The sequence below is a fragment of the Streptomyces sp. NPDC046831 genome, assembly GCF_040645305.1.
In the GTDB taxonomy this organism is placed as follows: Bacteria; Actinomycetota; Actinomycetes; order Streptomycetales; family Streptomycetaceae; genus Streptomyces.
The window spans coordinates 30,054-55,668 of record NZ_JBEYXZ010000037.1; the positions used below are offsets into that span (position 1 = coordinate 30,054).

The window sequence follows — 25,615 nt, forward strand, 5'->3', positions numbered from 1 at the left end:
CGGTGCCCGAAGGCACCGGCCCCTTTCACGTGCCGTCGACGCTTACGCGTCCTTGCTCAGGTTCGGCCCGGCTCCGCCGGCCGCCTGCTCGATCGGCGGGACGTCCGGCAGCGCCGCCTTCTCCTCACCCCGGAAGGTGAAGGTCTGGGTCTCGCCCTCGCCGTCGGTGTCCACGACCACGATGTGACCGGGGCGCAGCTCGCCGAAGAGGATCTTCTCCGACAGCGTGTCCTCGATCTCGCGCTGGATGGTCCGGCGCAGCGGCCGGGCGCCCAGCACGGGGTCGTAGCCCTTCCTGGACAGCAGCTCCTTGGCGGACTGGGAGAGCTCGATGCCCATGTCCCGGTCCTTCAGGCGCTCGTCCACCTTGCTGATCATCAGGTCGACGATCCGCAGGATGTCCGACTGCGTCAGCTGCGGGAAGACCACGACGTCGTCGACGCGGTTGAGGAACTCGGGCCGGAAGTGCTGCTTGAGCTCGTCCGACACCTTGTTCTTCATGCGCTCGTAGTTGGTCTTCGTGTCGCCCTGGGCGGCGAAGCCCAGGTTGAAGCCCTTGGAGATGTCCCGGGTGCCGAGGTTGGTCGTCATGATGATGACCGTGTTCTTGAAGTCCACGACCCGGCCCTGGGAGTCGGTCAGGCGGCCGTCCTCCAGGATCTGCAGCAGCGAGTTGAAAATGTCCGGGTGGGCCTTCTCGACCTCGTCGAAGAGGACGACCGAGAACGGCTTGCGGCGCACCTTCTCCGTCAGCTGGCCGCCCTCCTCGTAGCCCACGTAGCCGGGGGGCGAACCGAAGAGACGGGAGACCGTGTGCTTCTCGCTGAACTCCGACATGTCGAGGGAGATCAGCGCGTCCTCGTCACCGAAGAGGAACTCCGCCAGCGCCTTGGACAGCTCGGTCTTACCGACACCGGACGGGCCGGCGAAGATGAACGAGCCACCCGGACGCTTCGGGTCCTTCAGGCCGGCGCGCGTACGGCGGATCGCCTTGGACAGCGCCTTGACGGCGTCGTCCTGGCCGATGACCCGCTTGTGCAGCTCCTCCTCCATCCGGAGCAGGCGGCTGGACTCCTCCTCGGTCAGCTTGAAGACCGGGATGCCGGTGGCCGTGGCGAGGACCTCCGCGATCAGCTCGCCGTCGACCTCGGCGACGACGTCCATGTCGCCGGCCTTCCACTCCTTCTCCCGCTTGGCCTTGGCGGCCAGGAGCTGCTTCTCCTTGTCGCGCAGGGAGGCGGCCTTCTCGAAGTCCTGCGAGTCGATCGCGGACTCCTTGTCCCGGCGGACACCGGCGATCTTCTCGTCGAACTCGCGCAGGTCCGGCGGCGCGGTCATCCGGCGGATGCGCATCCGGGAACCGGCCTCGTCGATCAGGTCGATCGCCTTGTCCGGCAGGAAGCGGTCCGAGATGTACCGGTCGGCCAGGGTGGCGGCCTGGACCAGCGCCTCGTCCGTGATGGAGACGCGGTGGTGCGCCTCGTACCGGTCGCGCAGGCCCTTGAGGATCTCGATCGTGTGCGGCAGGGACGGCTCCGCGACCTGGATGGGCTGGAAGCGGCGCTCCAGGGCCGCGTCCTTCTCCAGGTGCTTGCGGTACTCGTCCAGGGTGGTCGCACCGATCGTCTGCAGCTCACCGCGCGCCAGCATCGGCTTCAGGATGGAGGCCGCGTCGATGGCGCCCTCGGCGGCACCCGCACCGACCAGCGTGTGCAGCTCGTCGATGAACAGGATGATGTCGCCGCGGGTGCGGATCTCCTTGAGCACCTTCTTCAGGCGCTCCTCGAAGTCACCGCGGTAGCGGGAGCCGGCGACCAGCGCGCCGAGGTCCAGGGTGTAGAGGTGCTTGTCCTTGAGGGTCTCGGGCACCTCGCCCTTGACGATGGCCTGGGCGAGGCCCTCGACGACGGCGGTCTTGCCGACGCCGGGCTCACCGATCAGGACCGGGTTGTTCTTGGTACGGCGGGACAGCACCTGCATGACCCGCTCGATCTCCTTCTCGCGCCCGATGACCGGGTCGAGCTTGGACTCACGAGCGGCCTGGGTGAGGTTCCGGCCGAACTGGTCGAGGACCAGGGACGTCGAGGGGGTGCCCTCGGCAGGCCCGCCGGCGGCGGCGGTCTCCTTGCCCTGGTAACCGGAGAGCAGCTGGATCACCTGCTGCCGCACGCGGTTCAGATCTGCGCCCAGCTTGACGAGGACCTGGGCGGCGACGCCCTCGCCCTCGCGGATCAGGCCGAGCAGGATGTGCTCCGTGCCGATGTAGTTGTGGCCCAGCTGAAGGGCCTCCCGGAGCGACAGCTCCAGGACCTTCTTGGCACGGGGGGTGAAGGGGATGTGGCCCGAGGGCGCCTGCTGCCCCTGGCCGATGATCTCCTCCACCTGCTGGCGGACCGCCTCGAGCGAAATCCCGAGGCTCTCAAGGGCCTTGGCGGCGACACCCTCACCCTCGTGGATCAAGCCCAGGAGGATGTGCTCGGTGCCGATGTAATTGTGGTTGAGCATCCGGGCTTCTTCCTGAGCCAGGACGACAACCCGCCGCGCGCGGTCGGTGAACCTCTCGAACATCGTTAATCGCTCCTCAGAGCGGTCAGGCAGTGGGGGGAACTTCCCCTCCCTGTCCTTCCGCAGCTTAGTCCCGCAAGCGGGGACCGCTCATTCCAACTGCCGACACCGTCCTTGGCCTCCTGACCCCGAACGCCGACATCTGCTCCAACCCGATGGTGCGAGACGATGTTCCCGCAGGCCAGGCCGTTACCCCAGTCGCCACTACGCCGATGGCGAACGTGAGACGTCCTTTCCCGCGCGTCGACCCCTCCCACTAGGGATGTCTTACCCGCAGGGACTGACACTCCATGCCGTGCGCACGGGTTCCCTCCGCTATGGGCGAACAACCTTGCGCCTTCCGACACCCCGGCGGGCCACCGGAACCGGAACGCTCCGCTCGCACGGCGGGACGCAGCGTAACGTGCGGGGGCGTCCGGCCGTTGCACCGGACATGGTCGGCAGCCAGCCCTGCGGCTCCTCGGTCCCCCGCCCCCGCGATCCGTCCGGGCCGGACGGCCGGACGCGGCACTGGTACGAGGACGAACTGGGATGGCCGACGGCGCCGGGGCAGCCGGTGCGGCTGCTCGTGGGGCGCCGCTTCGACGTCCTGGACGTGCCGGCGCGGGCGGGCCGCGCGGCCCTGTGCCGCCTCGGGCCCGGCTCCCCGGTGGCCGTGCAGGGCGACCGGATGCGGCTGCTGGTGGCAGCGGGCAGCGCGGAGGAGCTGCCCGGGCTGCTGGAGTGGCTGGAGTGGGGCCGGCTGGTGCCGGACCTGGTCGCGCTGGGCGCGGGCGCCCTGATGGACGCGCCACCGCCCCCGTACGCGGCGCCGGCCCGGGAACGGCCCCGGGTGGGGCGTCAGCGCGCGCAGGGGGCCGCCGCGTGGTTGCGGCCCCCCCGGCCGGGACGCGAGGTCGAGGCCTCGCTGCCGGCGCTGCCGGCCGTCGGGGGCGCTGGGGATGCCCCCGACCTCGTACGGCTCGTGGACACGGTGGCGACGCAGTGCCACCGCATCCGGCTGCTGCGCGGGTGCGCTCAGCCGTTGGCCTTCTCGTAGGCCTCGCGGATGGACGCGGGAACACGGCCGCGGTCGTTGACCTCGTAACCGTTCTCCTTCGCCCAGGCGCGGATCTGCGCGGTGTCCTGGCTGCCACCACCGGAAGCGGCGCGCGTCTTTCCACGCCCGCCCGCGGCACGGCCTCCGGTACGACGGCCACTCTTGACGTACGGCTCGAGAAGGCCACGGAGCTTGTCCGCATTGGCAGTGGTGAGATCGATCTCGTACGTCTTGCCGTCCAGCGCAAACGTCACGGTCTCGTCCGCCTCGCCGCCGTCGAGGTCGTCGACAAGAAGGACCTGAACCTTCTGTGCCACCGGATTTCCTTTCATCCATAACGTGAGGGCCGGGGGTGCGCGGCATCCGCCGTTTCGCCGTCCCCTGTTATATGCAGTACTGCAGTACGTCGGAAAGCAAACCGCTTTTGCTGGAAAAACACAAACCCCTGGGGAGAGAGCGACCCGCCGACCCGCCCGGAAACGTGCGCGTATCGGACATAGGGAACGCGGGCGGGGCCGCTTCGGCGGAATACCGCGTCCACGGCGCGGGGCATCGCCCGTGATCGATCACAGATGCAGAAGCATCCGGCTGTTGCCCAAGGTGTTGGGTTTCACTCGTTCGAGACCCAGGAACTCCGCTACGCCCTCGTCATAGGAACGCAGTAGCTCGGCGTAGACATCGGTGTCGACCGGTGTCTCACCGATCTCCACGAAGCCGTGCTTGCCGAAGAACTCGACTTCGAAGGTCAGGCAGAAAACACGGCGCACGCCCAGCCAGCGCGCGGTCTGCAGCAGCTTCTGGAGCACCTGGTGCCCGACGCCCGCGCCCTTCAGGCCCGGCTTCACCGCGAGAGTGCGCACTTCCGCGAGGTCTTCCCACATCACGTGCAGTGCGCCGCACCCGACGACCTCGGCGTTGTCGTCGCGTTCGGCGACCCAGAACTCCTGGATGTCCTCGTAAAGCGTCACCGTCGCTTTGTCGAGCAGGATGCGCTCGCGGACGTAGGCGTCGAGGAGCCGGCGCACGGCCGGCACATCGCTGGTCCGGGCCCGCCGGACGGTGATGGCTTTCGTGGTGACTTCGGGGCGCTTCACGGACATGGGCGGACGCTATCGCCCGCGTCCCTCCCGCGCCGAGCCGGGGTTCTCGTCACCGGTTTCGGCGGCTTCGGCGGTATCCGGGACTCGGCCGATGCCTTCGGCCGCTTCCGGCCCGGCCGCGGGCCGCTCTTCCGATCCGCCGGCCGCTTCGGATCTGCCGGTCCCTTCGGATCTGCCGGCGCCTTCGGGTGCGCCTTCCGGCGTTCGCGTTCCTTCGACGATCCGTACGGCGTCGCGCAGGGCCTGGCGCTGTTCGTCGCTCATCATCCCGAAGAAGGCGACGAGAGCGGCGGCGGCGTTGTCACTCTGGGACCAGGCGTCGTTCATCAGCGCGGCGGCGTAGGCGGCTCGTGTGGACACCGCCTCATATCGATAGGCCCGGCCCTCGGCCTCGCGGCGCACCCAGCCCTTCTGATGGAGATTGTCCAATACGGTCATCACCGTGGTGTAGGCGATGGTGCGTTCCCGCTGAAGGTCTTCCAGGACTTCTCGAACGGTCACCGGGCGGTTCCACTTCCACACCCGCGTCATGACCGCGTCTTCGAGTTCTCCCAAGGGGCGAGGCACAGTTCAAGACAATACTGGCCGAGCGCGGCGATGGCGTGCCGAACGAGCACGGGAGCCCACACATCTGAACAAAAAGGACGTACGGCGCGGAGTCGCGAGCCGGTCGCTGCGGCGCCGTGCGCCGGGCACGGCGCCGGAGCGGGGCCAGGAGCCGGTGCCCACGGGGCGCCGGAGCGGGGTCAGGCGTCGGTGCCGGCGGAGGCCTGGCGGACACCCTCGGCGCGCGCCACGGCGGCGTCGACGGCCGCGTCCTCCTTGGCCTTGTTCGCCCCGCCCTGGGACTTCACGATCACCCTGATGAGACCGATGAAGAAGACGGCCATCACGACGGGGGGCAGGAGCGCGGAGACGTAGTCCATGCGTCCAGGGTAGCCAGGAAGGCCGCGGGACAGCGGCAGGGGTGGGTGTGGTGGGCACCGCACCGCGCGGGGCGGCACCCGCCTACCGGGGAGCGCCGCCCGGGGCGGCACCCGCCTACCGGGGAGCGCCGCACCGGCGGACGGGGCCGGCCCCCCGGCGCGAGCGTCGGGCACCTGGCGGCGCGGGCGCGTGGTGCGGGGCGCGGGGCCCGAGGACGGCGCGGGGTGCGCGACCCGGGGGTGGCGCGTGATGCGCGCCCCGGAGGTGACCCCGGGTGCGCGACCCGGAGCTGACGCGGGTGCGCGACCCGGGGGTGGCACATGATGCGCGCCCCCGAGGTGACCCCGGGTGCGCGACCCGAGGCGGCGCGGGGTGCGGGAGGGCCCTCAGACGGCCGCCACCAGGTGCGATCGGCGGGACTCGGCCGGCGGCGGGGTGGGCTTGCGGCGCGGGAAGACCTCACCCGGGGTCGGAATGGGGCGGTCGGGCCGCGGGGCCGCGGGGTCGGGGGACGGACCCGGCCGCTGCGGGCCGGGGCGCCGGCCGGGCTTCCGCGCGGGCTTCTCGGCCGGTTCGCCGCCCGCTTCGTCCTCCCGGCCGCCGGTCAGCGCGGCGAAGGGGGAGCGGCAGGCCGGGACGCTCGCCACCGGCCGGTGGTGGCCCGCCCCCGCGGCGGGGCGGGCCTGCCCGTCCGGCTCGGCCGGCCCCTGGCAGCGCCGCAGCAGCGCGCTCGCCGCCGGGTTGCCGCGCAGGGCCCGCAGCGCGGCCAGGTCGTCGGAGTCCGGCCGGTACCCGGCGCCCAGCGCCTCCTTCAGCAGCGAGAGATAGCCCGCGACGGTGCCGGGCAGCGCGGCACGGTACCGGGCGACGTCGGCCACCAGAAAGGCACGCAGCCGGGCCCCCTCACGCATCGCCTCGTCGAGCGACTCGGCGAGCCGGAGACAGTCCTGCACATCCCGGGCGGAGGCGGGACGGGGGTCGAGGGCGAGGGCGAGAGCGCGGCGGAGCACACGCAGCTCCTCCGCGCCGAAGGCCATGCCGCCGCGGGTTCCGTATGGCGTGGGCATGAGCCGACGATACGAGCTAATCAGACAAATTCGTCACAACGGACGGGCGTGGCGCGACGGAGCCACCCGGGCGGCCGCTGCCCCGCACGGCCGCGCTGCGGACGGCGCGAGCCGGCGCCCACTGGAGAACCACGCCCCGCCGAGCCACCCGAGCGGACGCGCCCCCGCGCGGGCGCGCCACAGACAGGACGAGCCCCCCACGTGAGCGCCGCAGGCGGGGCGGGGCCGCCCGCGGCGCCGTCCGTTCCGGCGTCGGGACGCCGGCGTCAGGTGCGCGACACGTTGCGCTCGTACACCAGGCGCAGGCCGATCAGCGTCAGCCACGGCTCGTGTTCGTCGATCACCGACGACTCGCCCAGCACCATCGGCGCCAGACCGCCCGTGGCGATCACCGTGACGTCGTCCGGGTCGTCGGCCAGCTCGCGCGCCATCCGGTTCACCACGCCGTCGACCTGGCCGGCGAAGCCGAACACGATGCCGGCCTGCATCGCCTCGACCGTGTTCTTGCCGATCACGGCGCGCGGCCGGGCCAGCTCGATCTTGCGGAGCTGGGCGCCGCGCACGCCGAGGGCCTCGACCGAGATCTCGATGCCGGGCGCGATCACACCGCCGACGTACTCCCCGCGCGCGGAGACCGCGTCGAACGTCGTCGCCGTGCCGAAGTCCACGACGACCGCCGGCCCGCCGTAGAGCTCGACCGCGGCGACCGCGTTGATGATGCGGTCCGCGCCGACCTCCTTGGGGTTGTCCATCAGGATCGGCACGCCCGTCTTGACGCCCGGCTCGACGAGGACCGCCGGCACGTCCCCGTAGTAGCGCCGGGTCACCTCGCGCAGCTCGTGCAGGACGGAGGGCACGGTCGCGCAGATGGCGATGCCGTCGATGCCGTCGCCCAGCTCGTCGCCGAGGAGCGGGTGCATGCCCATGAGCCCCTGCAGGAGCACCGCCAGTTCGTCGGCCGTGCGGCGCGCGTCCGTGGAGATGCGCCAGTGCTCGACGATGTCCTCGCCGTCGAACAGGCCGAGAACGGTGTGCGTGTTGCCCACGTCGATCGTCAGGAGCATGGCCGTTACTCCGCCTCGCGCAGGTCGAGACCGATGTCCAGGACGGGCGAGGAGTGGGTCAGGGCGCCCACGGCCAGGTAGTCGACCCCGGTCTCGGCGTACGCACGCGCGTTCGCCAGCGTCAGCCGGCCCGAGGCCTCCAGCTGGGCCCGCCCGTGGACGATGCCCACCGCCTCCGAGCACTCGTCGGGTGTGAAGTTGTCCAGCAGGATCAGGTCGGCGCCGGCGTCCACGACCTCGCGGAGCTGGTGCAGGGTGTCGACCTCGACCTCGATCGGCACGTCCGGGAAGGTCTCGCGCACGGCCTGGAACGCCTGCGCCACTCCGCCCGCGGCGACCACGTGGTTGTCCTTCACCAGGGCGGCGTCCGACAGCGACATGCGGTGGTTCACGCCGCCGCCGCACCGCACCGCGAACTTCTCCAGGGAGCGCAGGCCCGGCGTCGTCTTGCGGGTGTCCCGCACCTTCGCCTTGGTGCCCTCCAGGGCGTCCGCCCACGCACGGGTGGCCGTCGCGATGCCGGACAGCCGGCACAGCAGGTTGAGGGCGCTGCGCTCGGCGGTCAGGAGGTCGCGGGTGCGCGTGGTGACGGACAGCAGCTTCTGCCCGGCCTGCACGCGGTCGCCGTCCTCGACGTGGCGCTCCACCTCGAACTCGTCCGTGCACACCACCGAGAGCACCGCCTCGGCGATCCGCAGGCCGGCCACGACGCCCGCCTCGCGCGCGGTGAAGTCGCCGGTGGCCACGGCGTCCTCGGGGATGGTCGCGACCGTCGTCACGTCCACGCCGTGGGCGAGGTCCTCCTGGATGGCGACGTTGGCGATGTCCTCGACCTCGACGGGGTCGAGCCCGGCCTCGGTCAGGAGCTCGGCGAGCGCGGGGTCGAGCCCGCACTCCGTGTAATCGGACTCGGTGTGGTCCTCGTCCGGTCCCGCGCCGCAGGCACAGCCGTCGCCGCAGCCGCCGGTCGGGGCGAGGGGAAGGTCGTCGGTGCTCACTTGTGTCACTGCTCCTGGGGACGCGGGTGGTGCCGGGTGGGCCGGGTCGGGGGGAAGTCTGCGGTGTCGGTGACGCGCACGGCCAGGCCGGCGGGCGCGACGCGATGCGGGCGCTCGTGCTCCCGGGCGCCGGGGCGCGGGGCGGCCTGCGCCGAGGTGTGGTCGCGGGCGGCCGGCGCGGGGTCCGCATCCAGCCGTACGACGATGTGGCGGTGCCAGTTCGTGTCGTCGCGGTCGGCGTGGTCCTCGCGCCAGTGGCAGCCGCGCGTCTCCTCGCGCAGCCGGGCGGCGGCGACCAGGACGCGGGCCACGCACAGGAGGTTGGTGGCCTCCCAGGTGTCGACGCCCGGCTCGGCCGTCTTGCCGTGCTCCTCCAGCGCCTCGCGGGCTTCGTCGTACAGGCGCTGGAGCTGGTCGGCGGCCCGCGCCAGGGACTCGGCGGAGCGCAGGACGCCCGCGCCCCCGGTCATGATCCGCTGGATCGCGAACCGGGCCTCGGGGGCGAGCAGCGGGTGCGCCGGCTGCTCCGGGCACGGCACGGGCTCCGGCACGCGCGCGGCAGGGCCGTCGCCGGCCCCGCCCGCCGCGATGTCGGCGGCGATGCGCTCGGCGTAGACGAGCCCCTCCAGCAGGGAGTTCGAGGCGAGCCGGTTGGCGCCGTGCACGCCGGTGCAGGCGACCTCGCCGCACGCGTACAGGCCGGGCACGGTGGTGCGGCCGTGGGAGTCGGTACGGACGCCGCCGGAGGCGTAGTGGGCGGCCGGGGCGACCGGGACGGGCTCGGTGACCGGGTCGATGCCGTGGGCGCGGCAGGCGGCCAGGATGGTCGGGAAGCGGGTCTCCCACATCTCGGCGCCGAAGTGCCGGGCGTCGAGGTACATGTGCTCGGCGTCCTGCTCCTGCATGCGGCGCATGATGCCCTTGGCGACGATGTCCCGGGGCGCCAGCTCGGCCAGCTCGTGCTGTCCGACCATGAACCGCACCCCGTCGGCGTCGACCAGGTGGGCGCCCTCGCCGCGCACCGCCTCGGAGACGAGGGGCTGCTGTCCCTCCGCGTCCGCGCCGAGGAACAGCACCGTCGGGTGGAACTGGACGAACTCCAGGTCGGAGACCTCAGCGCCCGCGCGCAGGGCGAGCGCCACGCCGTCGCCGGTGGAGACCGCCGGGTTGGTCGTCGCGGAGAACACCTGCCCCATGCCGCCGGTGGCGAGGACGACGGCCGGGGCGTGCACGGCCCCGACGCCGTCGTGCTGGCCCTCGCCCATCACGTGCAGGGTCACGCCCGCGGCGCGGCCGTCGGCGTCCGTGAGCAGGTCCAGCACGAGCGCGTTCTCGATGGTGCGCAGTCCCGCCCGGCGTCCGCCGCCGGCCCGGCCCGGGAGCGCTTCGTGCTCGCCCCTCCCGGCCGCGTGGACCGCCTCGACCAGGGCGCGGGAGATCTCCGCGCCGGTCGCGTCGCCGCCGGCGTGCGCGATGCGGCGGCGGTGGTGGCCGCCCTCGCGGGTGAGCTGGATGCCGCCCTCGTCGTCGGTGTCGAAGTGGGCGCCGGTGGAGATCAGCCGCCGCACGGCGTCGGGGCCCTCGGTGACGAGGATGCGCACGGCCTCCTCGTCGCACAGGCCCGCGCCCGCGACCAGGGTGTCGTGCAGGTGCTGCTCGGGGGTGTCGCCCTCGCCGAGGGCCGCGGCGATGCCGCCCTGCGCCCAGCGGGTGGACCCGTCGTCGAGGCGCGCCTTGGTGACGACGACCGTGTCCAGGCCGGCAGCCTGGCAGCGCAGGGCCGCGGTCAGGCCGGCGACGCCGGAGCCGACGACCACCACGTCCGCCGGAATGGACCAGCCGGGGGCGGGTGCGTGCAGTCGTATGCCTGTGGTGGTCACGAGGCGGCTCCGAAGGTGAGGGGGAGGTTGTCGATCAGCCGCGTCGCACCGACCCGGGCGGCGACGGCGAGGACGGCCTCGCCGGTGAAGTCGTCGTCGATCTCGGTGAAGTCGGACGGGTCGACGAGGGCGAGGTAGTCCAGTTCCAGCGGCGGGTCGAGGCGGGCGGCCTCGTCGAGGACCAGCCGGGCGGCCGCGCGGACGGCGGCGGCCGCGCCGGGGGACGCCTTGGCGACGGCGGCCGCGTCGGCCGCCGCCCGGGACTCCCCGAGCGCGCTGAGGGCCTCGGCACGCGCGCGCGTCGAGGGCACCTCGCGGGCGCGGGCGCGCAGCGCCTCCTGGGCGGCGTGCCGGTCCCGGCCCGCGAACAGGGCCTGCGACAGGGCGAGCGCCGTGCGCCGCTCCCGCGGGGAGAGGTAGCGGTTGCGGCTGGACAGGGCCAGGCCGTCCTCCTCGCGCACGGTGGGCACGGCGACGATGTCGACGCCGAAGTCGAGGTCCCGCACCATGCGGCGGATCAGGGCGAGCTGCTGGGCGTCCTTCTGGCCGTACAGGGCCAGGTCGGGACGGGTGAGGTGCAGCAGCTTGCCGACGACGGTGAGCATGCCGTCGAAGTGGCCGGGGCGCGAGGCGCCCTCCAGTCGCTCGCCCATGGGCCCGGCGGTGATCCGCACCTGCGGCTCGCCGCCCGGGTAGACCTCGTCCACGGACGGGGCGAACACCACGTCCGCGCCCGCCTGCTCGGCGACCTTGACGTCGGCGTCCAGGGTGCGCGGGTAGCGGTCCAGGTCCTCGCCGGCGCCGAACTGCAGCGGGTTGACGAAGACGGTGACGACGACCTCCCCGTCGCCGCCCGCCATCCCGCGCGCCGTGCGGATGAGGGTGGCGTGGCCCTCGTGCAGGGCGCCCATGGTCATCACGACGGCACGGCGGCCGCGCCGCACCCGTGCCTGCAGCTCGTCGGCGGTGCGCAGCAGGGCTGTGGTCATCGGGCCTCTCCGTTCTCGGGCACGCGCGTCACCGGGCGGCCGTGGTCTGCGTGTCGGTGCACCCGGCTCGTCGCGAGCGCCGCGCGGGTCATCGCGGGTCCCCTTCGGCTCCGTCGGCGGTGTCCGTGCCGCCGCTCCCGTCGTCGGCGAGGACGCCCAGCAGGTCCTCGGCCAGCTCGGGCTCGAGCAGGCCGTGGGCGAGCGCGCGGTCGGCGGTCGTGCGGGCCATCGCCACGTACCCGGCCACGGCCTGCGGGGCGTGCCGGCGCAGCTCGGTCAGATGCGCGGCCACCGTGCCCGCGTCCCCGCGCGCGACGGGGCCGGTCAGCGCGGCGTCGCCGGAGCGCAGGGCGTTGTCCAGGGCGGCGCCGAGCAGCGGCCCGAGCATGCGGTCGGGGGCCCCGACGCCGGCCTCGCGCAGCAGCTCCATGGACTGCGCCACCAGCGTGACCAGGTGGTTGGCGCCCAGGGCGAGCGCCGCGTGGTAGAGCGGCCGCATGTCCTCGGCGATCCACTCCGGCTCGCCGCCCATCTCGATGACCAGGGCCTCGGCGGCCAGCCGCAGCTCCTCGGGGGCGGTGACGCCGAAGGAGCACCCGGCCAGGCGCTGCACGTCCACGGGCGTGCCGGTGAAGGTCATCGCCGGGTGCAGCGCCAGCGGGAGGGCACCCGCGCGCAGGGCGGGGTCCAGCACCCTGGCGCCGTAGCGCCCGGAGGTGTGCACCAGCAGCTGCCCCGGCCGGACGGAGCCGGTCTCCACCAGTCCCGCCACGAGCCCCGGCAGGCTGTCGTCCGGGACGGTCAGCAGCACCAGTTCGGCTCGCGCCAGCACCTCGGCGGGCGGTACGAGGGGCACGTCGGGCAGCATGGCGGCGGCGCGGCGCCGGGAGGTGTCGGAGACCCCGGAGACGGCCACCGGGCGATGCCCGGCGAGCTGGAGGGACGCCGCCAGCGCGGGACCCACACGGCCGGCGCCCACGACGCCGACGGTGAGCCGCGCGGGACGGTCCTTGGGGTCTGGCAGAGGGGGTGTGTTCACGCGACGACGGCCTTCCCGTTCCAGTCCGCTCCGGGTACCGGACGATTTCTCGTCATGTTAACGCTATCGGTGCGACGGGCGTCCGGCTGTCCACAGGCTGTGGGTTCTCGCCGGGACCCCGCCCGGCACGGGCGCGGCGGGAGCCGCCCGGCCGGGTCCGCGGTGGCCGCCGGGGACCCGGCCATGGCCTCGGGGGATACGGCGGCGGGCCGGTGGGGGACGCGGCCGCGGACGCGGGGACACGGCCGCGGGCGCGGACACGGCGGGACAGGACCGCGGGCGCCGGGGTGCGGGCCAGGGTCGGGCGGGGGGCGGGGTCGGGCGGGGGGGCGGGGTCGGGCGGGGGGGCGGGGTCGGGCGGGGGGCCTGAAGATCACGGGTAATACGGGTGCCCGCCGGTACCCGACCGAGGGATGATCCGGCTCATGAGCGATACGGCGGGGCAGGACATACGGCAGGCGGAGCAGCAGTCGGGAGAGGACCGGCGCAAGCGCCTCCGTGAGCGGCGCCAGGAGGCGAACCGGCGCGCGGAGCGCATCCTCGGGCACCCCGGTTCCCTCGGCACGCTCCGGGAGCGGCTCGCGCTCCTTCAGCAGGCGGGAGACGTGTACGACCTCGACGAGCCCTCCGACATGTACGGCGACGGCGTCGTCGAGGCCCTGGAGGACAAGGTCGCCGCGCTGCTCGGCAAGGAGGCCGCCGCGTTCTTCCCGACGGGCACGATGGCCCAGCAGGTCGCCCTGCGGTGCTGGGCCGGCCGCACCGGCGACCCGGCCGTCGCGCTGCACCCGATGGCCCACCCCGAGGTGCACGAGCGGCACGCGCTCAGCCAGGTCAGCGGGCTCCGTACGGTGCGGCTGACGAGCGAGCCGCGGCTGCCCACCGCCGACGAGGTACGCGGCGTCGAGGAGCCGTTCGGGACGCTGATGCTGGAACTCCCGCTCCGGGACGCCGGTTTCGTCCTGCCCTCCTGGCAGGAGCTCACCGAGGTGGTCGAGGCGGCGCGCGAACGGGACGCGGTGGTGCACTTCGACGGCGCGCGGCTGTGGGAGACCACCGTCCACTTCGGCCGCCCGCTGGACGAGATCGCCGGGCTGGCGGACAGCGTGTACGTGTCGTTCTACAAGTCCCTCGACGGCTACGCCGGCGCGGCGCTCGCCGGGCCGCGGACGCTCGTGGAGGAGGCCAAGGTCTGGCGGCACCGGTACGGCGGGATGATGTTCCAGCAGTTCCCGACGGCGCTGTCCGCGCTCGTCGGGCTGGAGCGGGAGCTGCCCCGGCTCCCCTCGTACGTGCGGCACGCGCACCTGGTGGCGGCCGCGCTGCGCGAGGGGTTCGCCGAGGCCGGAGTGCCGTGGTCCGCCGTCCACCCGGCGACGCCGCACACGCACCAGTTCCAGGTCTGGCTGCCGTACGACCCCGATGTCGTCGCCGCGGCCGCGGTCCGCACGGCCGAGGAGACGCGCACCGTCCTCTTCGCCGGCGGCTGGGAGGCCCGGGGCCCGGGCATCGCCGCGACCGAGGTCTCCGTGCAGGCGCCGGGCCTGGAATGGACGGCGGACGACGTGAAGGCGGCGGTCGCGGACTTCGTCTCCCGGCTCACCGCCGAGGCCGGCCGGCGGGAGCCGGACACGGGAGCGGGGAGTTAGTGCCGCGGCCGGCAACGTTCGCCCGTCGAGGAGCGGCGTCCGGTGCGTGCTCCCGGCGTGCCGGCGGGACGCCCTCGTACTGGATGTACCGGGGCTTCCGGCCGGGGCGGCGAAGGGGGCCCCCGTCCGAGCCGTGAGCCGGTTCGAGGACGGGGGCGCGTGCCGGGCGTCGCGACGGGGCGAACGTTGTCTGTCGCGGCACCAGCGCGCGGCTGTCCGGACGGGCGGCGGAGGAACGGGGACGGGAGTCCCGACTGGCCGATGGCCGGGCTGCCGGGCTGCCGGGCTGCCGGGCTGCGGAGCGTCGGCGCACCGGCATCTGCAGGCGCACGGGCATCCGTGACGGGGCGTTGCGCCCGCGCCGGCGCATCGGGCTCCGCGTGGCGCATCGGCGCGAGGTCGCGGCTCGACGGCCGACGCCCGGCGGGGTCGTGTTGTCGGAGCCGGGGCCCGGCGGGGGCCCGTTGCCGACGCCCGGCACCCGGCAGGGGCCCAGTGCCGACGCCCGGCACCCGGCACCCGGCACCCGGCACCCGGCACCCGGCACCCGGCGGGGACGCGTTGTCGGCGGCCGGGTGCACCATGAGGGCATGAGCGTGCGCATCGACATCGCGGGGCTGCGGCCGGAGAGGGTCGCCGTCGTGCCCTCGCCCCTGGCCGAGCTGGGCATGGCGCTGCACGCCCTGTCCGAGCCGGGACACCACCCGGCCCTCCAGGGCTGGGTGACGGCGGTGACGGCCCGGCTCGACTGCCACCTGGCCGACCGGATGTGCGAGGCCGACTTCCTGTGGCGGACGGCGTTCTCCGACCTCTTCCTGCCGTACGCGGGCCTGCCCGGCGGCATCGCGCTGCCGGGCCGGACGCTCGCGGAGGAGCTGGACCTGCTGGACAAGCTGTCGGACGAGCAGTTCGTGGACGCGGCACTGGAGTTCAGCTGCGCGCTCCCCTACAGCACACCGGGGCCCGGCCCGCTCTCCGACGCCGTCCTGCGCCGCCGCGCGCTGGAAGTGGCCGCCGCGCGCGGGCCGCGGCAGGCGCGGTTCGGCGAACGGCTGCTGGCCGACCCGCCCCGCATCCGGTCCTGGCTGCGGCAGTTCCTCCAGGACTGCGACGAGGCCTTCTTCGCCGAGATCTGGTCGCGGCTGCGCCACCAGCTCGCGGCCGACGCCCGCCACAAGACCGAACTGCTGCGCCGCAAGGGCCTGGCCGAGGCGCTGGCGGCGGTGTCGCCCGCGGTGGCGCTGGACGAGGCCGCCGGGCGGATCACCGTGGACAAGCTGGGCGAGGGCCGCACGGCCACGGCGGACGGCGGTCTGCTGCTGGTACCGACGAGCCTCGGCCGGCCGCACCTGATGGTGCTGCACCGGTACGGCTGGCAGCCGGTGCTGCACTACCCGGTCGGCTCGTCCGAGCCGGCCAGCCCGCCCACGGTGGAGCAGCTGACCCTGCGGATGACGGCGCTGTCCCACCCCGTGCGGATGCGGCTGTGCCGCAGCCTGGCCCGCAGCGCCTTCACCACCGGCGAGCTGACCCGGATGCACGGCATGACGGCGCCGGAGATATCGCGGCACCTGGGCGCGCTGAAGAAGGCGGGCCTGGTGACCACCCGGCGCCGCGGGCGGTACGTGCTGCACCAGCTGGACGTCGCGATGGTGGCCCGGCTGGGCAGCGACTTCCTCGAAGCGCTCCTGCGCTAGCGGACGGGCCCGCCGGACGTGCCCCGCCGCGCTCCCCCGGGCCTGCGCGGGGCCCGCTCCCGCCCTGCTCCGCGGCCGGGAGCGGCGCCGCCCGGCACGAGCTCAGTCGAAGCGGATGTGCCGCACGCCCACCCGCGCCTGCCGCAGTCTGGTCCGCAGCGGGCCCTCCCGGTGAGGCCTCGGCGTCAGCCCGGCCAGGACGGCGATGCGGTCCGCGGTCTTCGGCACGGTCGTGCGGTCGGTCCACAGGTGCTCGGCGAACTCCGGTTCCCGCAGCCGCCGAAGGCAGTGGTCGAGCTGCCGGACGGCCCCCGTGTCCCCGCCCGGTGCGGCCTTCTTCCCGGCGGCGTACCGGACGGCCCGGCCCAGACCGCGCTCCCGCAACCGCCGCAGCACCGTTTGCCGTTCGGCGAGCAGGGTGAAGTGCCGTACGTCGTGCCCGCGTTCACGCAGCCGCCCGACCGTCTCGGCGAAGTGACCGGAGTCGGTGACCGTCATCGGCGCGATGACGACCCCGTCGTGCCGGGACAGCGCGAGGTCCAGGACCTCCACCACGCCCTGCCGCCAGGACGCCAGGTCCCGGAAGTCACCGCGCAGCCGGGGAGGCAGCGTGCGGCGCAGCCCGAAGCCGGCGTGCTCCGGATCACGGACGACGCTGCCGGGCAGGCGGTGCTGGACCTCGTGCGCGGTCTGTGTCTTGCCCACCCCCAAGGGCCCGTTGATCCACAGGAGCATGCGCGCACCCCACCGACGCGCGCGGCACGGGTCAGCCGTGTCCGCCGGCCCGGACGAGCCCCGTCTCGTAGGCCAGCACGACCACCTGCACCCGGTCGCGGAGGCCCAGCTTGGTCAGGATGCGGCCGACGTGCGTCTTCACCGTCGCCTCCGACAGGACCAGCCGGGCGGCGATCTCGCCGTTCGACAGGCCCTGCGCGACGAGGACCATGACCTCGCGTTCGCGGTCGGTGAGCCGGTCCAGCCCGTCGTGCCGCGGCTCCTTGGCCGCGCTGGGCAGCATCGGCGCGAAGCGGTCGAGCAGGCGGCGGGTGGTGGAGGGCGCGACGACGGCGTCACCGCTGTGCACGGCGCGGATGGCGGCGAGCAGGTCGGCCGGGGGCACGTCCTTGAGCATGAAGCCGGAGGCGCCCGCCTTCAGCCCGGTGAAGGCGTACTCGTCGAGGTCGAACGTGGTCAGGATGAGCACCTTCGGCGGCTCGGGCTCCGCGCAGATCCGGCGCGTGGTCTCCACGCCGTCCAGCTTCGGCATGCGCACGTCCATGAGGATCACGTCGACCTGGGTCGCGCGCAGCACCTGGAGGGCCTCGACGCCGTCGCCCGCTTCCGCGACGACCTCCATGTCCGGCTGGGCGGCGAGCACCATCCGGAACCCGGTGCGCAGCAGCACCTGGTCGTCGACGAGCATCACGCGGATCGTCATCGGGTCCTCTTCCATCGGTGTCCGTCGGTGTCCGTCGGTCTGCGACGGGCCAGGGCGGGGCGGCCGGGCGGGGCCGGCGGGGCGGGTCCGGCCGTGGCCGGGGCCGGCGGGAGCGCCGGCGGGGTCAGTGTGCCGGTTTCAGCGGCAGCAGGGCACTGATGCGGAAGCCGCCGCCGGGCCGCGGGCCCGCGTCCAGGGTGCCGCCGACCATGCCGACCCGCTCGCGCATGCCGATCAGACCGTGCCCCTGGCCGTCGGCGCCGCCCTCCTCGTACAGCTCCTGCGGGGCGCCCTTGCCGTCGTCCTCGACGAGCAGGCCGAGGCCGTCGTCGAAGTAGACCAGCCGCACGCTCGCACCCGCGTTCGGGCCTCCGTGCTTGCGCGTGTTCGTCAGCGCCTCCTGCACGATGCGGTACGCGGTGAGCTCGACGCCGCTGGGCAGCGGCCGCGGAGTGCCCTCGACCCGGAAGTCGACGGGCAGGCCCGAGCCCCGGCACTGCTCCACGAGGTCCTCGATCTGCTCGACGTCGGGCTGGGGGACGTACTCGCCGCCCTCCTGGTGCTCACCCGTGCGCAGCACGCCCAGCAGGCGGCGCATCTCGGCCAGTGCCTGGCGGCCGGTGGAGGAGATGGTCTCCAGGGCCTTCCTGGCCTGGTCGGGCGCGGCGTCGAGGACGTAGGCGGCGCCGTCGGCCTGCACCACCATCACCGAGACGTTGTGCGCGACGACGTCGTGGAGCTCGCGTGCGATCCGGGCGCGCTCGGCGGCGACGGCGACCTTGGCCTGGGCCTCACGCTCCTTCTCCAGACGGGCGGCGCGCTCCTCCAGCTGCGCGAAGTAGGCGCGGCGGGTGCGCATGGAGTCGCCGAGGACCCAGGCCAGCGCGAAGGGCACCGTCTGGAAGACGGCTATCGCGACGTTGCCCAGGACGCCCGTGTCGGCCTGCGGCCACCGGATCTGCGCGAGGGTCGCCGCGCCCAGCCCGCCCACCAGTGCGAGCCGGGAGGCCCAGCGGGCGCCGATCGCGGCGACCGTGTAGATGATCACCAGCATCGCGAAGTCGGCGGGCGTCGTCTCGACGTCGAGCACCAGCTGCGCCACCCCCGCCGCGACCGCGAGCAGCAGCATCTTCTCCGGCATGCGGCGGCGCAGCGCCACGACCACGCTCAGCACGACGCAGACGGCCAGTCCCCCGCCGAGCGATCCGTGGTGGTCCCGCACCCCGTTGACACTGAAGGTGCTCACCGCGGAGAGCCCGAGCAGGACGACGGCCCAGAAGCCGTCGACCCACGCCGGGTGTCTGCGGAGGAAGTCATAGAGGCGCTGCACGTGACCCAGCGTAGGGATACGAGATGAGTGCAGGGGTCAACCGGAGGGCCGATCCGTGTACCACCCTCGTACTCCCCAAGGTGGATGCCGTGATCACGTGTGCGCCTAGTCTGGCGGGGTGGTGGACGACACGGCGGACGGCGCGACGGGCGGCCGGGCGGGCGGCGCGGCGGACGGCCCGGAAGGCGGGGCGGCGGACGGCCCGGAAGGCGGGGCGGCGGACGGCCCGGAAGGCGGGGCTGCGGACGGCCCGGCGGGCGGGGCTGCCGGGGGCGGATGGCGCGGCTGGCGGGCGGCGGCGGAGGCGGCGCTGTACGGGCCCGGCGGCTTCTACCGGCGGCCCGAGGGGCCGGCCGGGCACTTCCGCACGTCGGTGCACGCCTCGCCCCTGTTCGCCCGTGCCGTCGCGGGCCTGCTGTGCCGGGTGGACGACGCGCTGGGCCGGCCCGGCGCCCTCGACTTCGTGGACATGGCGGCCGGACGGGGCGAGCTGGCCGCCGGGGTGCTGGCGGCGCTGCCCGCGGACGTGGCGGCCCGCACGCACGTGTACGCCGTGGAGATCGCCGGCCGGCCCCCGGAGCTGGACCCGCGGATCGAGTGGCTGAGCGCGCCCCCCGACGGCGTCACCGGGCTGCTGTTCGCCAACGAGTGGCTGGACAACGTGCCGGTGGAGGTGACGGAGGTGGATGCCGCCGGCGTGCCGCGGCGCGTGCTGGTCCGGCCGGACGGCACCGAACGGCTCGGGGATCCGGTCGCGGGGCCGGAGGCGGAGTGGCTGGCGCGGTGGTGGCCGCAGCCCGCCGAGCCCGGTCTGCGGGCGGAGATCGGCCTGCCGAGGGACATCGCGTGGGCCGACGCGGCCGCCCGCGTCACCCGGGGCCTCGCCGTCGCCGTCGACTACGCGCACACGGCGGACACCAGGCCGCCCTTCGGCACGCTCACCGGCTTCCGGGAGGGGCGGGAGACGGCGCCCGTGCCGGACGGCTCGTGCGACATCACGGCGCATGTGGCCCTGGACGCGTGCGCCGCCCGCGTGCCCGGCGGCGGCGCACGCCTGCTCACGCAGCGGGAAGCCCTGCACGCCCTCGGGATCACCGGCGCGCGCCCCTCCCTCGCCCTCGCCTCCACGCACCCGGCGGACTACGTACGCGCCCTCGCGCGCGCCGGAGAGGCCGCCGAACTCACCGCGCCGGGCGGCCTCGGGGACTTCGGGTGGCTGCTGCAGCGGGTGGGCATCGCGGACGTCCTTCCCGCCTGACCGGACGGCCGCCGGGCGTCTGTGAGCCCGCCCGGCTTCCGGCCCGGCACCGCGCACGCTGCACCGGCGGTTCGCCGCCCGACGTCCGGAGAGGGCCGGTGCTCCCGCGCGGCTCCTCCGCATCGCCGCCCGCCGTCCGGAAAGGGCGGCCGGTGTTCCCGCGCGCTTCTCGGCGCCCGCACCCGCCCGGCTGCCCGGTGCCGAAACCCGGCCTGCCCGCCGAGGGGCCCGGGCCTGCCCGCCGGGGGCCGCCCTACTTGTCGATGTCGCCCACCACGAAGAACATCGAGCCGAGGATCGCCACCATGTCGGCGACCAGCGTGCCCGGCAGCAGCTCGGTCAGGGCCTGGATGTTGTTGTACGAGGCCGAGCGCAGCTTCAGCCGGTACGGCGTCTTGTCGCCCTTGCTGACCAGGTAGTAGCCGTTGATGCCGAGCGGGTTCTCGGTCCACGCGTACGTGTGGCCCTCGGGCGCCTTCAGCACCTTCGGGAGCCGCTGGTTGATCGGGCCCGGGGCCAGCCCGGCCAGCCGGTCGAGGCAGGCGTCGGCGAGGTCGAGGGCGTTGTGCGTCTGTTCCAGCAGGCACTCGAAGCGGGCGAGGCAGTCGCCCTCCTGCCGGAGGACCACCTTCAGGGTGTCCTGGAGCTCCCCGTAGGCCAGGTACGGCTCGTCGCGCCGCAGGTCGAAGTCGACACCCGAGGCGCGTGCGATCGGCCCGCTCACGCCGTACGCGTGCACCGTCTCCGGCGTGAGCACGCCCACGCCCCGCGTGCGCCCCCGGAAGATCTCGTTGCCGAGCACCAGATCGTCGAAGACGTCCATGCGCGAGCGGACGGCGGCGACGGCGGCACGCGCGCGGGTGGTCCAGCCGGCCGGCAGGTCCTCCTTGAGTCCGCCGACCCGGTTGAACATGTAGTGCATCCGGCCGCCGGACACCTCCTCCATGACGTTCTGGAGGACCTCGCGTTCCCGGAAGGCGTAGAAGACCGGCGTGATCCCGCCGAGTTCCAGCGGGTAGGAGCCGAGGAACATCAGGTGGTTGAGCACCCGGTTGAGCTCGGCAAGGAGCGTGCGGGTCCACACCGCGCGCTCCGGGACCTCCATGCCGAGCATCCGCTCGACGGCGAGGACGACGCCCAGCTCGTTGGAGAAGGCCGACAGCCAGTCGTGGCGGTTGGCCAGCATGATGATCTGGCGGTAGTCCCGCGCCTCGAACAGCTTCTCCGCGCCCCGGTGCATGTAGCCGATCACCGGCTCCGCGCGCCTGATGCGCTCGCCGTCCAGTACCAGCCGCAGCCGCAGCACGCCGTGGGTGGACGGGTGCTGGGGGCCGATGTTGAGCACCATGTCGGTGCTCTCCGCGGCACCGCCGATTCCGACCGTGGTCTCCGTCGTAGGAGTCATGCACACAGTCTCTCCTACGTACGCTTGCCCCATGGAGACGGGGAGCCGGGACGATCTGCGGGCGGCGGACGAACCGGTCTGGACCGGGCTGCACCCGGGACTGCTGCGGATGCGGCGGCGGCTGGCGGTGGTGTGGCTGGGGCTGCTCGCCCTGGTCCTCGGGCTGCTGCTCGGGGTGCTCGCCGGACCCGCGTGGGCCGCCTTCGCACTGCTGCCGCTGGCCCTCATGGCCTGGAGCTGGGTGCTGCTCGGCCGGAACTGGCGCTCCTGGCGGTACGCCGAGCGCGCCGACGACCTGCTGATCAGCCGGGGCGTGCTGTGGCGGGAGGAGACCGTCGTGCCGTACGGCCGGATGCAGTTGGTCGAGGTCACCTCCGGGCCCGTCGAGCGGCGCTTCGGGCTGGCCACCGTGCAGCTGCACACGGCCGCCGCCGCGACCGACGCGACGGTCCCCGGGCTCGACCCGGCCGAGGCGGAGCGGCTGCGCGACCGGCTCACCGAGCTCGGCGAGGCCCGATCGGCGGGGCTGTGACGGCCGCGGGCGGCGGGCAGGCCCCCGCACCGGGCGACCCCGGCGGGCGGCCACACCCGGGCGAGGAGGCCGTACGCGCGCCGACCGGACCCGAGGCGCACGCCGGGGACCGGACCGCCCGGCCGGAAGACGGACCGGGGACGTACGGCGGGGAGCCGACCACCCGGCCGCCGGAAGACCGAGCGACGACGCCCGCCGGACAGCCGCCCACCCGGCCGGAAGACGGACCGGCGACGTACGGCGGACAGCCGACGGCCCGGCCGGAAAACCGAGCGACGACGCCCGCCGGACAGCCGGCCGCCCGGACGGAAAACGGAACCGAGACGCGCGCCGGGCAGCCGGCCACCCGGGAGGCGCGCGCCGTGATCGAGCGGCGGCTGCACCCCGTGACGCCGTTCAGGCGGGCCTGGGCGCCGGTCGCCGTGTTCGCCGGATGGGCCGTGCACGACCCCGACCAGGCGCGCGAGCAGCTGACCCGGCTGTCGACGACCGGCCTGCTGATCGGGCTGGCGGTGCTCCTGCCGACGGCCGCCGCATACGGCTTTCTGACCTGGTGGTTCACCCACTTCGCGGTCACCGGCGGCGAGCTGCGCATCCGCACCGGCCTGCTGTTCCGCCGCACCGCGCACATCCGGCTGGAGCGCATCCAGGCCGTGGACGTCACCCAGCCGCTGCTCGCCCGGATCGCCGGCGTGGCGAAGCTCAAACTCGACGTCGCCGGAGCGGAGCGGCGCGACGAACTGGCCTTCCTCGGCCAGGAGGAGGCCCGGGCGCTGCGGGCCGAACTGCTCGCGCGGGCGGCCGGATTCGCCCCGGAGACGGCCCCCGAGGTCGGCGAGGCACCCGCGCGCCGGCTCGTACGGGTGCCGCCCGGCGTCCTCGCTGTCTCGCTGCTGCTCACCGGCGCGACCTGGGGCTCGCTGGCCGCCGCGCTCGTCGTCCCGCCGCTGCTGTGGCTGGCCACCCACCAGCTGTGGACGGTACTCGCGGTCGCGCTGCCCCTGCTCGGCGCGGCCGGGGCGAGCAGCGCGGGGCGGTTCGTCGCCGAGTACGACTGGACGGTGGGCGAGTCGCCGGACGGGCTGCGCATCGACCGGGGCCTGCTGGACCGCACCCACGAGACGGTGCCGCCCGGGCGGGTGCAGACCGTGCGGATCGTCGAGCCCCTGTGGTGGCGCCGGCGCGGCTGGGTGCGCGTGGAGCTGGACGTGGCCGGCTCGTCGAACTCCGTCCTGCTGCCGGTGGCCCCGCGGGAGATCGCCGAGTCGGTGGTCGCGCGGGTGCTGCCGGGGGCGACGGTGCCGCCGGTGGCCTCCGCGGAGCGCCCGCCGCGGCGTGCGGGGCGCTGCGCGCCGGTGTGGTGGCGGGGGTACGGACTCGTCGTGACCGACGCGGTGTTCGCGGCGCGGCAAGGACTGCTGCGGCGTCGGCTCGCGCTGGTGCCGCACGCGAAGGTGCAGAGCGTCCGGCTGACGCAGGGGCCGTGGGAACGGCTGTTCAACCTCGCCGACGTGCACGTGGACACGGGCGCGAACAAGACGGTGACGGCGCGCCTGCGGGACGCCGGCCAGGCGGCGGAGCTGCTGCGGGAGCAGGCGGAAAGATCCCGCACGGGCCGGAGGCGGGCGCGGCCGGACCGCTGGATGACGTGACCCACCGCCCCGGCGGGCCGCGTATTTCGGGCGGCCGGAGCGGGCGGCGGGCGGCCGGAGCGGGCGCCGGGCGGCCGGAGCGGGCGCCGGGCGGCCGGAGACCCGCACGAGGCCCCGGCGCGGCGGCCGGCGGCTCGGCAGCCGGGCACCGGACGTTCCCTGCGGCCCAGGACGCGCACGGCCCGCGCGTACGCGACGGGCGCGGCTCCCTCAGGAACCGCGCCCGTGCCGTGCCCGTACCGTCTCTCGGCTTGTCCGTCCGCTCGTCGGCGTCAGCTCACCCGCTCGCCGGGTCCGCTCGTCCGCGTCCGCTCGACCGCTCGCCGGGTCCCCTCGTCCGTCGCGCGCTCGTCGGCATCCGCTCGTCCGTCGGGTGCTCGTCGGCGTCCGCTCACCCGGCAGTCGGCATCCGCTCGTGCGCGTCCAGTCGTCCGCCGGTCGGCGTCCTTGCCCGCCGGTCGGCGGCCGTCCGCCCGCATTCGCTCGTCCGTCGCGTACCTCCGCGGCCGCTCGTGCGCCCTGCCGGGCGTGCGCGCCCCGGGCGACGGGTCGGCCCGCCCGGCGCATCGGTGCCGCTCGTCAGGACGCCGCGCTGCGCAGCCCGTGCAGGTCGATCTGCTCCGTCTCGTCGTGCGCCGTCAGGTCGATGACCTGGCCGACGCCCCGCGCGTCCTCGTCGGCCGGCTTGAACCGGGCCTCGGACTCGGCCTTGTGGAGGGCGAGGGCCTCCTGGCCCACCACGTCGGCGAGGTCCTCGTTCTGGACGGCGTCCAGGGCGGCGGCCGGCGCCCCCTTCTTCGTCCCGAAGAAGTCGAACCCGCCCTCGACCACCGGCCGCCGAGCCGGCGCGGCCGGTACGACGGCCACCGCGGTCGGCACGGTGAAGTGCCCGGCGGGCTGCTGCGCGGGCTTGGCCGGCTCGGCCGGGCCCGCGGCGGGTGCGGTGTCCGCGTGCGCGTGCTCGCCGGCTGCCTCCGGCCGCGTCCGCGCCTCGTGCTCCGGTGCGGACGCCGCCTCACCCGTCGCGGCGGCCGGCTCCGTCACGGGCCCGCCGTCGTGCGCGTCGTCACCGCCGTCGTGCGCGTCGTCACCGTCGCCGGCCGGTTCGCCGTCGTCCGCGGGGTCGTCGTCCCCGAAGTCCCCGCCCTCGTCCTCGGCGCCGGCGTCCGGCCGGACCGTCGCGCCGGCGCCGGCGTCGGCGTCGGCGTCGGCGTCGAGGCGGACCAGCGCGGCAGCGGCCCGCAGGAACAACTGGGACCCCTCAGGCGAGAACACACCCGTGCCCGCACCCGGCGCCTCCTCGCCGCCCGCCTCGACAGCCCCGGCGTTCTCCGACGCGCTCTCGGAACCCTCCGCGGAAGCCTGGGCATCGGCCTCCGTCCACGTCTCCGTCCCCGAAGTACCGGGCGGCAGCGCCAGGTCGTCGGACGCGGCCTCGATCTCGAGCAGGCGGCGGCCCTCCAGGGCGCTCGCACGTTCGGTCTCCGCCGTGGCGTACCGCCGCAGCAGGGCCGCGTGCTCGTTGCGCAGGCCGGCCAGCTCCGCCCGCTTGGCCCGCAGCTTGTGCTCGAGGCGGACGCGCAGCTCGCGGGACTCCTCCAGGTCGGTCTCCAGTTCGGCGACCCGTTCCTCGTAGCGCCACTCGTCGCTCGCACGCGCTCGCGTGAGGTCGGCTACCTGCTTGCCCGCCTGGGCGTCCCACCGGCGCATGACGACGGCGCCGGCGATCGCGGCGGCCGCTGCGAGAGCGGCGATCGAACGCAGCACCGACGGTGCCGTGAACACCCATGGGCCGAGAGCGCAGACGAGGGAGACGCCGGCGATCGCCGAAGGAGGCAACAGCCTGTGCAAAGGTGGGGAATGGCGGTGACGTCCACGTGGCATGGCCAGAAACTTACCGCGCGTAGGCAAATCATGGTGGCCCCGACCGTAAAAAGACAGCCATACCGAAACCTTCACACGTCATCAGGAGTGCGCCTACGACAG

Annotated in this window: 22 protein-coding genes; 6 read left to right on the forward strand and 16 right to left on the reverse strand. The window is 74.5% G+C overall.

All coding sequences use genetic code 11. The features are described 5' to 3' along the window. Positions 1-42: 42 nt before the first annotated feature. Positions 43-2,568 (reverse strand): ATP-dependent Clp protease ATP-binding subunit, encoded by a 2,526-nt coding sequence (locus ABZ920_RS25705; RefSeq protein WP_361509450.1) that lies wholly within the window; start codon positions 2,566-2,568, stop codon positions 43-45. 430 nt (positions 2,569-2,998) lie between these two features. Between ABZ920_RS25705 and ABZ920_RS25710 the strand changes: the two genes are divergently transcribed. Continuing rightward, positions 2,999-3,604: an SCO3374 family protein gene (locus ABZ920_RS25710; protein WP_361509453.1), complete on the forward strand. Its 606-nt coding sequence runs from the start codon at positions 2,999-3,001 to the stop codon at positions 3,602-3,604. On the opposite strand, the gene ABZ920_RS25715 is transcribed toward ABZ920_RS25710, so the two are convergent. From ABZ920_RS25715 to ABZ920_RS25760, 10 genes are all read right to left on the reverse strand, one after another. Further along, positions 3,583-3,921 carry an Lsr2 family protein gene (locus tag ABZ920_RS25715; RefSeq protein ID WP_361509455.1) on the reverse strand — a complete coding sequence of 113 codons (339 nt, stop codon included), beginning with the start codon at positions 3,919-3,921 and terminating at the stop codon, positions 3,583-3,585. The genes ABZ920_RS25710 and ABZ920_RS25715 overlap by 22 nt on opposite strands. Before the next feature lie 249 nt (positions 3,922-4,170). Further along, on the reverse strand, positions 4,171-4,704 hold the full coding sequence (locus ABZ920_RS25720; protein ID WP_361509458.1) for an amino-acid N-acetyltransferase: 534 nt from the start codon (positions 4,702-4,704) through the stop codon (positions 4,171-4,173). A gap of 9 nt (positions 4,705-4,713) precedes the next feature. Beyond that, complete coding sequence (locus ABZ920_RS25725; RefSeq protein WP_361509460.1) at positions 4,714-5,259, reverse strand: BlaI/MecI/CopY family transcriptional regulator; 546 nt, start codon at positions 5,257-5,259, stop codon at positions 4,714-4,716. Positions 5,260-5,450: 191 nt separating this feature from the next. Next, entirely contained in the window at positions 5,451-5,630 is a 180-nt protein-coding gene (locus tag ABZ920_RS25730) for a hypothetical protein (protein WP_361509463.1), read from the reverse strand. Positions 5,631-6,017: 387 nt separating this feature from the next. Next, complete coding sequence (locus ABZ920_RS25735; protein WP_361509537.1) at positions 6,018-6,668, reverse strand: hypothetical protein; 651 nt, start codon at positions 6,666-6,668, stop codon at positions 6,018-6,020. A 296-nt stretch (positions 6,669-6,964) separates the two neighbouring features. Then, entirely contained in the window at positions 6,965-7,762 is a 798-nt protein-coding gene (locus ABZ920_RS25740; RefSeq protein WP_361509466.1) for a type III pantothenate kinase, read from the reverse strand. A 5-nt stretch (positions 7,763-7,767) separates the two neighbouring features. After that, positions 7,768-8,760, reverse strand: coding sequence for a carboxylating nicotinate-nucleotide diphosphorylase (gene nadC / locus ABZ920_RS25745; RefSeq protein WP_361509469.1), 993 nt, complete (start codon positions 8,758-8,760; stop codon positions 7,768-7,770). A gap of 5 nt (positions 8,761-8,765) precedes the next feature. Next, positions 8,766-10,640, reverse strand: a complete 1,875-nt coding sequence (locus tag ABZ920_RS25750) for an L-aspartate oxidase (RefSeq protein WP_361509472.1) — start codon at positions 10,638-10,640, stop codon at positions 8,766-8,768. Beyond that, positions 10,637-11,629 carry a pantoate--beta-alanine ligase gene (gene panC, locus ABZ920_RS25755; RefSeq protein ID WP_361509475.1) on the reverse strand — a complete coding sequence of 331 codons (993 nt, stop codon included), beginning with the start codon at positions 11,627-11,629 and terminating at the stop codon, positions 10,637-10,639. The genes ABZ920_RS25750 and panC overlap by 4 nt, the downstream gene beginning before the upstream one ends. A gap of 88 nt (positions 11,630-11,717) precedes the next feature. Further along, on the reverse strand, positions 11,718-12,668 hold the full coding sequence (locus tag ABZ920_RS25760) for a DUF2520 domain-containing protein (protein WP_361509478.1): 951 nt from the start codon (positions 12,666-12,668) through the stop codon (positions 11,718-11,720). A 425-nt stretch (positions 12,669-13,093) separates the two neighbouring features. On the opposite strand from ABZ920_RS25760, the gene ABZ920_RS25765 reads away from it, so the two are divergent. Both ABZ920_RS25765 and ABZ920_RS25770 read left to right on the forward strand, forming a co-directional pair. Further along, positions 13,094-14,317, forward strand: coding sequence for a beta-eliminating lyase-related protein (locus ABZ920_RS25765; protein WP_361509481.1), 1,224 nt, complete (start codon positions 13,094-13,096; stop codon positions 14,315-14,317). Between the two features lie 590 nt (positions 14,318-14,907). Continuing rightward, on the forward strand, positions 14,908-16,014 hold the full coding sequence (locus tag ABZ920_RS25770; protein ID WP_361509484.1) for a DUF5937 family protein: 1,107 nt from the start codon (positions 14,908-14,910) through the stop codon (positions 16,012-16,014). Positions 16,015-16,116: 102 nt separating this feature from the next. Here ABZ920_RS25770 and ABZ920_RS25775 read toward each other — a convergent pair whose 3' ends face one another. The 3 genes from ABZ920_RS25775 to ABZ920_RS25785 form a co-directional block, all read right to left on the reverse strand. Further along, positions 16,117-16,749, reverse strand: a complete 633-nt coding sequence (locus ABZ920_RS25775) for an AAA family ATPase (protein ID WP_361509487.1) — start codon at positions 16,747-16,749, stop codon at positions 16,117-16,119. A 31-nt stretch (positions 16,750-16,780) separates the two neighbouring features. Next, the gene (locus ABZ920_RS25780; protein WP_361509490.1) at positions 16,781-17,452 is read right to left on the reverse strand and encodes a response regulator transcription factor; all 672 of its coding nucleotides are present in this window, start codon (positions 17,450-17,452) and stop codon (positions 16,781-16,783) included. Positions 17,453-17,576: 124 nt separating this feature from the next. Next, positions 17,577-18,782, reverse strand: a complete 1,206-nt coding sequence (locus ABZ920_RS25785) for a sensor histidine kinase (RefSeq protein WP_361509493.1) — start codon at positions 18,780-18,782, stop codon at positions 17,577-17,579. 310 nt (positions 18,783-19,092) lie between these two features. On the opposite strand from ABZ920_RS25785, the gene ABZ920_RS25790 reads away from it, so the two are divergent. Continuing rightward, entirely contained in the window at positions 19,093-20,040 is a 948-nt protein-coding gene (locus ABZ920_RS25790) for an SAM-dependent methyltransferase (protein ID WP_361509540.1), read from the forward strand. Positions 20,041-20,293: 253 nt separating this feature from the next. Here the strand turns inward: ABZ920_RS25790 and ABZ920_RS25795 are convergent, their stop codons facing one another. Further along, complete coding sequence (locus tag ABZ920_RS25795; protein WP_361509496.1) at positions 20,294-21,445, reverse strand: NADH-quinone oxidoreductase subunit D; 1,152 nt, start codon at positions 21,443-21,445, stop codon at positions 20,294-20,296. 31 nt (positions 21,446-21,476) lie between these two features. On the opposite strand from ABZ920_RS25795, the gene ABZ920_RS25800 reads away from it, so the two are divergent. Next, positions 21,477-21,977, forward strand: coding sequence for a PH domain-containing protein (locus tag ABZ920_RS25800; protein WP_361509499.1), 501 nt, complete (start codon positions 21,477-21,479; stop codon positions 21,975-21,977). A 362-nt stretch (positions 21,978-22,339) separates the two neighbouring features. Beyond that, complete coding sequence (locus ABZ920_RS25805) at positions 22,340-23,629, forward strand: PH domain-containing protein (RefSeq protein ID WP_361509502.1); 1,290 nt, start codon at positions 22,340-22,342, stop codon at positions 23,627-23,629. A 579-nt stretch (positions 23,630-24,208) separates the two neighbouring features. Here ABZ920_RS25805 and ABZ920_RS25810 read toward each other — a convergent pair. Then, positions 24,209-25,513, reverse strand: coding sequence for a hypothetical protein (locus ABZ920_RS25810; RefSeq protein WP_361509505.1), 1,305 nt, complete (start codon positions 25,511-25,513; stop codon positions 24,209-24,211). Positions 25,514-25,615: the final 102 nt, after the last annotated feature.

Excerpts from the sequence above, each read along its gene's own strand:
- ABZ920_RS25710 (WP_361509453.1), top strand. The coding sequence starts at position 2,999 with ATGGTCGGCAGCCAGCCCTGCGGCTCCTCGGTCCCCCGCCCCCGCGAT.
- ABZ920_RS25730 (WP_361509463.1), bottom strand. The coding sequence starts at position 5,630 with ATGGACTACGTCTCCGCGCTCCTGCCCCCCGTCGTGATGGCCGTCTTC.
- ABZ920_RS25800 (WP_361509499.1), top strand. The coding sequence starts at position 21,477 with ATGGAGACGGGGAGCCGGGACGATCTGCGGGCGGCGGACGAACCGGTC.
- ABZ920_RS25720 (WP_361509458.1), bottom strand. The coding sequence starts at position 4,704 with ATGTCCGTGAAGCGCCCCGAAGTCACCACGAAAGCCATCACCGTCCGG.
- ABZ920_RS25775 (WP_361509487.1), bottom strand. The coding sequence starts at position 16,749 with ATGCTCCTGTGGATCAACGGGCCCTTGGGGGTGGGCAAGACACAGACC.
- panC (WP_361509475.1), bottom strand. The coding sequence starts at position 11,629 with ATGACCACAGCCCTGCTGCGCACCGCCGACGAGCTGCAGGCACGGGTG.
- ABZ920_RS25780 (WP_361509490.1), bottom strand. The coding sequence starts at position 17,452 with ATGACGATCCGCGTGATGCTCGTCGACGACCAGGTGCTGCTGCGCACC.
- ABZ920_RS25810 (WP_361509505.1), bottom strand. The coding sequence starts at position 25,513 with ATGCCACGTGGACGTCACCGCCATTCCCCACCTTTGCACAGGCTGTTG.
- ABZ920_RS25705 (WP_361509450.1), bottom strand. The coding sequence starts at position 2,568 with ATGTTCGAGAGGTTCACCGACCGCGCGCGGCGGGTTGTCGTCCTGGCT.
- ABZ920_RS25770 (WP_361509484.1), top strand. The coding sequence starts at position 14,908 with ATGAGCGTGCGCATCGACATCGCGGGGCTGCGGCCGGAGAGGGTCGCC.
- ABZ920_RS25765 (WP_361509481.1), top strand. The coding sequence starts at position 13,094 with ATGAGCGATACGGCGGGGCAGGACATACGGCAGGCGGAGCAGCAGTCG.
- ABZ920_RS25795 (WP_361509496.1), bottom strand. The coding sequence starts at position 21,445 with ATGACTCCTACGACGGAGACCACGGTCGGAATCGGCGGTGCCGCGGAG.
- ABZ920_RS25740 (WP_361509466.1), bottom strand. The coding sequence starts at position 7,762 with ATGCTCCTGACGATCGACGTGGGCAACACGCACACCGTTCTCGGCCTG.
- ABZ920_RS25735 (WP_361509537.1), bottom strand. The coding sequence starts at position 6,668 with ATGGCCTTCGGCGCGGAGGAGCTGCGTGTGCTCCGCCGCGCTCTCGCC.